Below are 9,444 nucleotides of genomic sequence, written 5' to 3' on the forward strand. Positions count from 1 at the left end.
GTAGCGGGACCCGCCGGCCGGTTCGCGATTGTTGATCAGCCACGCCCGTCCGTCGTCGTCGAAGAATAGCGACGGATCGATCCCCTCGACGCTCGGCAGCCACGCGGGGCGCGACCAGGGACCGGCAGGATCGGTGGCGGTGATGACGAAATTGCCGCCGCAGCGCACGCAGGTATTGGCGATATAGAAGCGCCCGGCATGATAGCTGATCGCCGGGGCGAACACCCCGCTCGACATGGTGATGCCCGCGAAATCGAGCTGGTCCTGCCGGTCGATCGCATTGCCGATCTGCCGCCAGGTCACCAGATCGCGGCTGTGCCATATGGGGATGCCCGGGAACCAGGCGAAGGTGGAATTGACGAGATAATAATCACGCCCGACCCGCACGATGCTGGGATCGGGATAATAGCCGGCAAGGATCGGGTTGCGATATTGCCCCGCCGGCAGCGCGCCGCCATCCTCCCCGCGATAATCGAACCACGCAAAACGCGCGGGGACGGCGGTCTCCTGCGCCGCGGCCGGTCCCGCCCCGACGGCGCCGAAAAGCACCGCGATCAGCAATGCCGGTTTCATCTCAGCGGCTCCCCCGCGTGCGTTTGCGTCTGGCATGTCGCCGCGAGCGCCGGGCCGTAATCCGGCGAGCGATAAACGCCGTCCTTCCCCGCGGCGCGGCGCGACAGCGAATCCACCGGCGGCAAAGCGGGATTGCGATCGGCGGCATAGGCCGGATCGGATTCCGCCTTCGGCAAGGTGACGAAGCGAAACCCCTCCTGTCGATATTGCGCCAGCAGGCGCGGCAGCATCCGCGTGGTGAACGCGCCGACATGGATCAGCAGGACATAGGGAATGTCCCGCCCGTACACCGCGCGCGCCTGGCTGCGCGAGGCGCGCACGGCGTCGCGCGCGGCGGCGAGATAGCTGCGCTCCAGTTCCGCTACCGCCGCCTTGTCTCCCGCCGCGACGCAGCGGGCATAGGGCGGGTTCCACAAATAATCCTCAAAACTCATCGTCACCGCGGCGATCTTGTAACCGCGCCGGGCAAGCTCGCCGCGCACCGCGAGGCGCTGTGCGTCATCCACGCCCTCGCGCAGGAAGGGATAGCGGAACCAGCGCCAGTCCTCGCCCTTCATCGCCGCCGCGAGATACGGTTCGTTGCGCGCGATATCGTCGATGAAGGCCGCCGTGCCGACCGTGTGCAGATCGGCGTGGCTCCAACCGTGATTGGCGACCGGCAGGCCTGCGCGGCGCCATATGTCCAGAAACGGCGCGACGGCCGGATCACGCTCCGCCACCGCGTGGTTAACGAAGCCATAGACTGGCCCGACATGCGCCGCGGCCAGCGCCTCGGTGATCTGCCGCGCCAGCGCGACACGATCGGTGCCTTCGGGCCACGGCGAGAGCGCGGGCAGATCGTCCATCGTGATCGCGATCGACGGCGCCGGGGATGCGCCGCCGGGCGTGGCGGCAAATGCAGCGGCGAGCGCGAGGATAGGCCTCATTTGAACAGCTCCAACGGTATAGCATCCGCCATCGCGCGATATCCGGCGGGCGAGGGATGCAGCCCGTCGCCCGAGTCGTAATCCGCCCGCATCCGGCGCGGATCGGCCGGATCGCGCATCACCGCGTCGAAATCGATCACCGCATCGAAATTCCCCGGCGTACGGATCCAGCGGTTCACGGCTTGCCGATCCGCTTCGCTCAGGTCGTCCGGATGATAATAACCCGATGCGCCGTCCGGCAGGATGGTCGCGCCATAGGCGCGGATGCCGGCGGCGCGCGCACGGGTGACGATCTGGCGATAGGCGCCGATCATCCGGGCGACGAGCGCGTCATGCTGCGCCGATGTCGCCGGTGCGTCGCGCGTCAATGTGCCGATGTCGTTGATCCCTTCGAGCAGGATCAGATATTTCACCCCGGGTTGCGCCAATATGTCGCGGTCGAGGCGGGCGAGGGCGCTGGGACCGAGACCGATGTTGAGCAGCCGGTTGCCGCCGATCCCGTGGTTGAGCACCGCGACCGCGCGGGTCGCCGGATCGGCCTGCAGCCGCGCCGCCAGCCGGTCCGGCCAGCGATCGTTGCCGTTGGTCGTCGCGCCATGCCCGTCGGTGATCGAATCGCCGAAGGTGACGACCGCGCGCGCATCGCCGGCTGCCTCGACCGAGACCCCCGCGAGCTGGAACCAATGTTCGACGGTTTTCGCATCGCGCAGATCGGCGTCGGCGACGCGATCGCCGTGGACGAGATAGCTCGTCGCGCGCGACGCGGGATGGCTGGTCTGGCCGCTCGGCGCCTGCGGCAAATACATCGTCACCGCCGCCACGCTGAGCGGGGCAGCATCGAAGGCGACCGGATCGGACCAATAGCTCGCGCCCGCCGGCACCGTCACCCCGGACATGCCGTCGAAGGTGACCGCACGGTCGCTCAGCGGATCGATGCGCGCGCTGTCCGCCGCGATCGCCCGTGCGATATGCACCCTGTCGATCCGCAGCGGCTCGGCCCCGAACGCATTGCTGACGAGAATGCGCACCCGGCCACCGCCGAGCGAAAGCCGCACCACCTGACGCAGCGTCGTGTCGGTCAGATCGTCTGCCGGCAGCGTGTTCTGCGCTTCGGGCGTTTGCTGCGACGATGCCCAGCTGCCGACCCATTTGGTCGGCGGGGGCGACGCGGCGGCGGTCGCCAGCATGAGAAGCGCGGCCAAAGCTATGCGCGGTCGGATCATTCTTCCCCTCTCCTCTCGCTCCGATCGGTGTGCCGCGCTATTTTCCGGCGCGATCCGAGTCTCCGCTTTCCGACCGATGGCATGCTCTTGACATTGCCGTGGTCGAGATGCTGTTAGCGCTATCAAATTCGCATGTCGAGTGGAGAGGAAATGCTGAGTCCCAATGGCGCACCCGGATCAGCGCTCCCGCGCGACTGGCGTGACGGAAGTTTTCTCGGCCGGCTCGATCATGCCGAAGGGCCAACCCCCGTCCTCGTGCGCCACGGCGAATTGCTCGATATGTCGCGCGTCGCCCCCACCGTCTCGGCGCTGATCGAATCGGGCCGGCTCGACGGTGACGGCGGCATCTCGCTCGGCGCGTTCGACGGCGCGATGGCGTCGCTTCTCGCCCCGATCGACCTGCAATGCGTCAAGGCATGCGGGGTCACGTTCGCCGTCTCGGCGATCGAGCGTGTCATCGAGGAGCGCGCGCGCGGCGACTGGTCCGCCGCCGCGGCGATCCGCGCGCGGCTCGAAACGCGCGTCGGCGGCTCGATCCGGGCGGTCGTGCCGGGCTCGAAGGAAGCGGACGCGTTGAAGCAGGCGCTGATCGAGGACGGGCTCTGGTCGCAATATCTGGAGGTTGCGATCGGCCCCGATGCCGAGGTTTTCACCAAGGCGCCTGTGCTTTCCGCGGTCGGCCCCGACGCCGAGATCGGCATCCGATCGGACTCGGGCTGGAACAATCCCGAACCCGAAATCGTGCTGATCGTCGACAGCCGCGGCGAGGCGATCGGCGCGACGCTCGGCAATGACGTCAATCTCAGGGATTTCGAGGGGCGTTCGGCGCTGCTGCTCGGCAAGGCGAAGGACAATAATGCATCCTGCGCATTGGGGCCGATGGTGCGGCTGTTCGACCAGGGCTTCACGCTCGACCATGTTCGCAGCGCGGAGGTGCGGCTGCGGATCGAGGGCGAGGACGGCTATGTGCTCGACGGCGCGAGCAACATGACCGAAATCAGCCGCGATCCGCTGGAACTGGTGCGCCAGACGTTGAGCGAGCATCATTATCCCGATGGCTTCGCCTTGTTCCTCGGCACGCTTTTCGCGCCGATCCAGGATCGCGACGATCCGGGCCGCGGCTTCACCCACAAGGTGGGTGACCATGTCGCGATCGAAAGCACCCAGCTCGGGCGGCTCGTCAATCGCGTCGTCACGTCGCGCGAAGCGCCCGTCTGGCGGATGGGGATCGGCGCGCTCATGACCAATCTTGCCCGTCGCGGACTGCTGGAGCCGGGCGCGTGACCGGCGCGATGGACCGCGCGCATTATCCGAGCCTGGCGCGCAAGCGCGTCCTCATCACGGGCGGCGCAACCGGGATCGGCGCCGCGCTGGTGGAAAGCTTCGCCGCGCAGGGCGCGCGTGTCGCCTTCGTCGATCTCGACGCGGATGCCGGCGATGCGCTGGCGGCACGCGTCGCTTCGGCCCGCTTCTTCCGCTGCGACCTGCGCGATCTCGACGCGCTGGGCGCGACGATCGGCGCCATCGCCGACGATCTTGGCGGGATAGACGTGCTGATCAACAATGCCGCGAGCGACGACCGGCACAGTATCGACGAGGTGACCCCCGCCTTCTGGGACGAGCGGATGGCGACCAACCTGCGCCATCTGTTCTTCACCGCCCAGGCGGTCGTTCCGGGGATGCGCGCGGCCGGCGGCGGCGCGATCATCAACTTCGGCTCGATCAGCTGGCATCTGGGCTTGAAGGGGCTGGTTCTCTACCAGACGGCCAAGGCCGCGATCGAGGGGTTGACCCGCGGACTGGCCCGCGAACTGGGCGGCGACAATATCCGCGTCACCACGATCGTGCCCGGCAACGTGCAGACGCCGCGCCAGCAGCGCTGGTACACGCCCGAGGACGAGGCCGAAATCGTCGCGGCGCAATGCCTCGCCGGGCGGATCCAGCCGGTCGATGTCGCGGCGCTCGCGCTGTTCCTCGCATCCGATGACGCCCGCATGTGCACCGGCCATGAATATTTCGTCGATGCGGGATGGCGATAATGGTCGACTCCGTCCTCCCGATCGGCGCGATCCTCGGCGAAGGGCCGCTCTGGGCGCGCGGCGCCTTGTGGTTCGTCGACATCAAGCGCCAACGCGTCCATCGCTTCGATCCCGCGACCGGCGCGGCGAAGGCATGGGATGCGCCCGATCAGGTCGGCTGGGTCCTGCCGGTGCAGGGCGGCGGGATGATCGCCGGCCTGAAGAACGGGTTGCATCGTTTCGACCCAGCATCGGGTGCCTTTGCGCCGCTCGCCGATCCGGAGCCCCATTATCCCGGCAATCGCCTCAACGACGCGACGACCGATCGCCACGGGCGCATCTGGTTCGGCAGCATGGATGACGACGAAAGCGAGCTGACCGGCGCGCTCTATTGCTGTGTCGGCGGGATGATCACCCATAGCGGGCTGCCCGAGGTGGCGATCACCAACGGCCCGGCGGTGAGCGCCGACGCGCGCATCCTCTACCACACCGACACATTGGGAAAGGTGATCTGGCGCGTCCCGATCCACGACGACAGCTCGCTCGGCACGCCGGAACGCCATATCGCGATCGAGGACGGCGCCGGCCACCCCGACGGTTCGGTGATCGATGCCGAGGGATGTCTGTGGGTGTCGCTGTTCGGGGGCTGGGGTGTGCGACGTTACGATCCGGCGGGCGCGCTGATGCGGACGATCGACTTCCCGGTCGCCAATGTCACCAAGATCGCCTTTGGCGGCCCCGATCTCGACATCGCCTACGCCACGACCGCGCGCAAGGGGCTCGACGCCGCGGCGCTTGCCGCGCAGCCGCTGGCGGGTAATGTCTTCGCGTTCGACCCCGGCGTCGCCGGACTCGCGGTCCACGAAGCGAAAATATAACGATAACAACGAGAAAAGGAGAGAAGAATGGCGACGGCGGCAGAATCCGGCCTGATGCGGGTCAACCTCGGTTTCATCACCGCGATCGTCGCCGTGGCGACGATCGGCGGCTTCATGTTCGGATATGATTCCGGCGTCATCAACGGCACCCAGAAAGGTCTCGAGGCGGCGTTCGATCTCGGCAAGCTCGGGATCGGCATCAACGTCGGCGCGATCCTCGTCGGGTCCTCGCTCGGCGCGTTCGGCGCGGGGCGGCTCGCCGATCTGATCGGCCGGCGCAGCGTGATGCTGATCGCGGCGGCGCTGTTCCTCGTCAGCGCGCTCCTCGCCGGCGCGGCAAGCAGCTCGGCGATCTTCATCATCGCCCGCATCATCGGCGGTCTCGGCGTCGGCGCGGCGAGCGTGATTTCGCCGGTCTATATCTCGGAAGTGACCCCGGCGGCGATCCGCGGGCGGCTGTCGAGCGTCCAGCAGGTGATGATCATCACCGGCCTCACCGGGGCGTTCGTCGCCAATTTCGTGCTGGCGCGCTACGCTGGAGGATCGACCGCGTCCTTGTGGCTCGACTATCCGGCGTGGCGCTGGATGTTCTGGCTGCAATCGATCCCGGCCGCGATCTATTTCCTGGCACTGCTCATCATCCCGGAAAGCCCGCGCTACCTTGTCGTGAAAGGCCATAAGGACCAGGCCCGGGCGGTTCTCACGCGGCTTTTCGGCGCGGCGGAGGCCGATCGCAAGGTGGCGGAGATCGAGGCGAGCCTTGCCGCCGATCACCACAAGCCCAAGCTTTCCGATCTCATCGACAAGCGCACCGGCCGGATCCGCCCGATCCTGTGGACCGGCATCGGACTGGCGGTGTTCCAGCAGTTCGTCGGCATCAACGTCGTCTTCTATTACGGCGCGACATTGTGGGAAGCGGTCGGCTTCTCGGAGGATTATGCGCTGCAGACCAATATCCTGTCGGGTGTGCTGTCGATCGGCGCGTGCCTTGCGACGATCGCGCTGGTCGACCGGATCGGGCGCAAGCCGCTGTTGCTGATCGGATCGGCCGGTATGGCCGTTACCCTTGCCACGGTTGCCTTCGCCTTTTCGACCGCCGTCACCGGCGCGGGCAATGCGGTCACGCTGCCCGGCCACAACGGCCTTGTCGCGCTTATCGCGGCGAACCTCTATGTGATCTTCTTCAACCTCAGCTGGGGGCCGATCATGTGGGTCATGCTGGGCGAGATGTTCCCCAATCAGATCCGCGGCTCGGGGCTGGCGGTGTCGGGCTTCGCACAGTGGATCGCCAATGCCGCGATCTCCGTGAGCTTTCCCGCGCTGGCGGTCTCGCCGGGGCTGGCGATCACCTATACCGGCTATGCGCTGTGCGCGGCGATCTCCTTCTTCTTCGTGCGCCGCATGGTCAGCGAGACGCGCGGACGCGAGCTGGAGGATATGGAGGGCTGAGAGCGGTTCGCTATTCCTCCCCTGGAAGGGGAGGGGGACCAGCCGAAGGCTGGTGGAGGGGTATTAGCCTCAGACGATACCGCCTGCGCCGGCTACCCCTCCACCGTTGCTGCGCAACGGTCCCCCCCCCCTCCGGGGGAGGAATAATCCCGGCCCTATGCGTCCGCAGCCGGCGGCGCAGCGTCGGATTGCCGGCGGATCAGCGCATGTTCCGCGCGGATATGGGATTGCCCGATCTCGTCGGCGCGCCCCGCCCGCCGCAGGCGAATGACCTGCACCAGCCGTTCGAGCGCGATCCGTGCCATGTCGAGCACCGGCTGACGGATCGTCGTCAGTTCGGGCCAGATCGTCGTGGCGAGCGCGGTATCGTCGAACCCGCACACCGTAAGGTCGCGCGGCACCTCGAGCCCGCGGCGATGCGCGATCGCCACCGACGCGGCGGCCATGTCGTCGTTGGAGGCAAAGATCGCCGTCGGCGGGTCGGCCAGCCCGAGCAGCACATCGGCCGCATCGAGCCCCGAGCGATAGCTGAACAGGCCGTTCACGACGAGCTTGGGATCATAGGGCAATCCCATATCCTTGAGCGCGCGGCGGTAACCCGCGAGCCGCGTGCCGCTCGCCGCCTGGTTCGGATCGCCCTTGATGAAGCCGATCCGGCGATGGCCGAGCGCGCCGATATGCCGCGTCATTTCGTACGCCGCGCGTTTGTCGTCGATGCAGATCGATAGCGCCCATTCGGGTGCATGTTCGGTCGCCATCGCGACGACGGGCAGTTCCGCGTCGCGGATCGCCTCCAGGATGCCGGCAGCGTCGCTGAGCGGCGCGGGCAGCAGCACGCCGTCCACCCGCCCCGCGAGGAGATGATCGATCACCGCGCGATAATCGTCGGCATCGTCGCATTTCTCGACCATCAGCTGCACGTTGCTGCGGCTGGCCTGATCGAGCGCGCCGACCAGCAGCGCGCTCAGATAGGCGAAGCTCGGGTTGGAATGGAGCAGCCCGATGCGGATATCGTCGCCCCCAGCCAGCGCGCGTGCGGCGGCGTTGGGGGCATAGTTCAGCGCCGCGATCGCCGCCTCGACGCGTTCGCGCGTCCGCTCCCGCACGCTTTCCTTGGCGTTGATCACCCGCGAGACGGTCATCGGCGAGACGCCGGCACGCGCGGCGACGTCGCTGATCGTCGGGGTGTTGTGCTGGCGTCGTGTGGCGCGCGGTTTTTTCATGCGCGCCCGTTACGTCACCACGACCGGCGCAAGTCAATGCCCCGGTGCGTCGGGGAAGTCCTCGGCCTTGTACCAGGCGAGGTCGTGCGCGGGCGGGCGGACGCCGGGCGGCAGCGGGAGATGGTTCACCGACATCCAATAAGCGAGGCTGGCATCGCGCCACCACCGCGCCTCGCGCGACTGGATGCCGAGCAGCGCCGCGGTCTTTTCGAAGCGCTCGGCATCGATGCGGGACTTGAGCGCGGTCCAGTCGCCCCGCATCTGATCGACATAGGCGACCCCGCGATCATAATGCGCGACCAGTTCCTCCCATAAACTATGGCCGGAGGACATGCGATAATCCCAGCGCAGGTGATGGAACCACAATAGTTCGCGCTCTGGCGTCGTCGCCGGATCGCGCAGCCGCTGCGCGACCGGCGGGGCATATTGCGCGATTGCGTTGCTGCCGCTCGCGGTTCGATCGAAGCCGATGCCGTCCGCGGTTGCGCGATGATAATAGACCGGGTTCCATTCGGGTCGCGCGAGCGCCGAGACCCAGGGCGCGGGGCCATAATGGTGATCGGTGCCCATCAGATGGGCGAGACCGAGCGGCGTCATATAATCGACCGCCGCCTCGCGCGAGCCCGCCATCATCCGTGCGACGCGATCGACGACCGCCGGATCGGGCGCGAACGTCATCGCCGCCCATTCCCGCGCGATCGCGTCCGACGCGCTCGTCGGATCCCAGGCGTAGCGGCCGAACGCATACCAATTGGCCTGGTTGAAGATCGAGCCGGTCCAGTCGCGATCCCGCCCGACATTGGCGACGCCCGCCATCCCGCTGATCATGCCGGCGACGGTCGACCCCGCGCCCTTAGCCATCGTATCGGCGCGCAGCGTCTCCTCGAACAGCGGCCCGAGATAGACGAGATGCGAGGCGAAGCCGAGATATTCCTTGGTGATCTGGAATTCGATCATCAGCGGGGTGTGCGGCATCGCGCCGAACAGCGGATGGAAGGGCTCGCGCGGCTGGAAGTCGATCGGGCCGTTCTTCACCTGGACCAGGACATTATCGGCAAAACGGCCGTCGAGCAGGTGGAAGTCGTCGAACGCCTGTTTGGCGCGATCCTCGGGATTGTCGTGCGCATAGACGAATGCCCGCCACATCACGACTC

At 67.3% G+C, this 9,444-nt stretch carries 8 protein-coding genes and 1 pseudogene; 4 read left to right on the plus strand and 5 right to left on the minus strand.

All coding sequences use genetic code 11. The features are described from left to right. From BGN95_RS15875 to BGN95_RS15885, 3 genes are all read right to left on the minus strand, one after another. Positions 1-573, minus strand: a 573-nt coding sequence (locus tag BGN95_RS15875; RefSeq protein ID WP_286773273.1) for a family 43 glycosylhydrolase, incomplete at its 3' end; no start/stop codon positions are given. Beyond that, positions 570-1,499, minus strand: coding sequence for a polysaccharide deacetylase family protein (locus tag BGN95_RS15880; protein ID WP_286773274.1), 930 nt, complete (start codon positions 1,497-1,499; stop codon positions 570-572). The genes BGN95_RS15880 and BGN95_RS15875, both read right to left, overlap by 4 nt. After that, the gene (locus BGN95_RS15885; RefSeq protein WP_286773275.1) at positions 1,496-2,722 is read right to left on the minus strand and encodes an SGNH/GDSL hydrolase family protein; all 1,227 of its coding nucleotides are present in this window, start codon (positions 2,720-2,722) and stop codon (positions 1,496-1,498) included. The genes BGN95_RS15880 and BGN95_RS15885 overlap by 4 nt, the downstream gene beginning before the upstream one ends. A 150-nt stretch (positions 2,723-2,872) precedes the next feature. Between BGN95_RS15885 and BGN95_RS15890 the strand changes: the two genes are divergently transcribed. Genes BGN95_RS15890 through BGN95_RS15905 form a run of 4 tightly spaced genes read left to right on the plus strand, consistent with a single transcriptional unit; the run spans position 2,873 to position 7,067 of the window. Continuing rightward, positions 2,873-4,006: a fumarylacetoacetate hydrolase family protein gene (locus BGN95_RS15890; RefSeq protein WP_286773276.1), complete on the plus strand. Its 1,134-nt coding sequence runs from the start codon at positions 2,873-2,875 to the stop codon at positions 4,004-4,006. Positions 4,007-4,014: 8 nt separating this feature from the next. Then, complete coding sequence (gene xylB / locus BGN95_RS15895) at positions 4,015-4,761, plus strand: D-xylose 1-dehydrogenase (protein ID WP_265311936.1); 747 nt, start codon at positions 4,015-4,017, stop codon at positions 4,759-4,761. Beyond that, on the plus strand, positions 4,752-5,618 hold the full coding sequence (locus tag BGN95_RS15900; RefSeq protein ID WP_286773277.1) for an SMP-30/gluconolactonase/LRE family protein: 867 nt from the start codon (positions 4,752-4,754) through the stop codon (positions 5,616-5,618). Before xylB ends, BGN95_RS15900 begins: the two co-directional genes overlap by 10 nt. A 27-nt stretch (positions 5,619-5,645) precedes the next feature. Beyond that, the gene (locus tag BGN95_RS15905; RefSeq protein WP_265267425.1) at positions 5,646-7,067 is read left to right on the plus strand and encodes a sugar porter family MFS transporter; all 1,422 of its coding nucleotides are present in this window, start codon (positions 5,646-5,648) and stop codon (positions 7,065-7,067) included. A 155-nt stretch (positions 7,068-7,222) separates the two neighbouring features. Here the strand turns inward: BGN95_RS15905 and BGN95_RS15910 are convergent, their stop codons facing one another. Together BGN95_RS15910 and BGN95_RS15915 are read right to left on the minus strand one after the other, a co-directional pair. Beyond that, on the minus strand, positions 7,223-8,290 hold the full coding sequence (locus BGN95_RS15910; RefSeq protein WP_286773278.1) for a LacI family DNA-binding transcriptional regulator: 1,068 nt from the start codon (positions 8,288-8,290) through the stop codon (positions 7,223-7,225). Positions 8,291-8,323: 33 nt separating this feature from the next. Next, positions 8,324-9,444 (minus strand): annotated as a pseudogene (locus tag BGN95_RS15915) (alpha-glucuronidase); the annotation flags it as partial.

Source organism: Sphingomonas sp. 66-10 (assembly GCF_001897045.1).
In the GTDB taxonomy this organism is placed as follows: Bacteria; Pseudomonadota; Alphaproteobacteria; order Sphingomonadales; family Sphingomonadaceae; genus Sphingomonas; species Sphingomonas lycopersici.

What these genes read in the sequence shown, in the direction of transcription:
- BGN95_RS15880 (WP_286773274.1), bottom strand. Translation starts at nt 1,499, where the DNA reads ATGAGGCCTATCCTCGCGCTCGCCGCTGCATTTGCCGCCACGCCCGGC.
- BGN95_RS15885 (WP_286773275.1), bottom strand. Translation starts at nt 2,722, where the DNA reads ATGATCCGACCGCGCATAGCTTTGGCCGCGCTTCTCATGCTGGCGACC.
- BGN95_RS15890 (WP_286773276.1), top strand. Translation starts at nt 2,873, where the DNA reads ATGCTGAGTCCCAATGGCGCACCCGGATCAGCGCTCCCGCGCGACTGG.
- xylB (WP_265311936.1), top strand. Translation starts at nt 4,015, where the DNA reads ATGGACCGCGCGCATTATCCGAGCCTGGCGCGCAAGCGCGTCCTCATC.
- BGN95_RS15900 (WP_286773277.1), top strand. Translation starts at nt 4,752, where the DNA reads ATGGCGATAATGGTCGACTCCGTCCTCCCGATCGGCGCGATCCTCGGC.
- BGN95_RS15905 (WP_265267425.1), top strand. Translation starts at nt 5,646, where the DNA reads ATGGCGACGGCGGCAGAATCCGGCCTGATGCGGGTCAACCTCGGTTTC.
- BGN95_RS15910 (WP_286773278.1), bottom strand. Translation starts at nt 8,290, where the DNA reads ATGAAAAAACCGCGCGCCACACGACGCCAGCACAACACCCCGACGATC.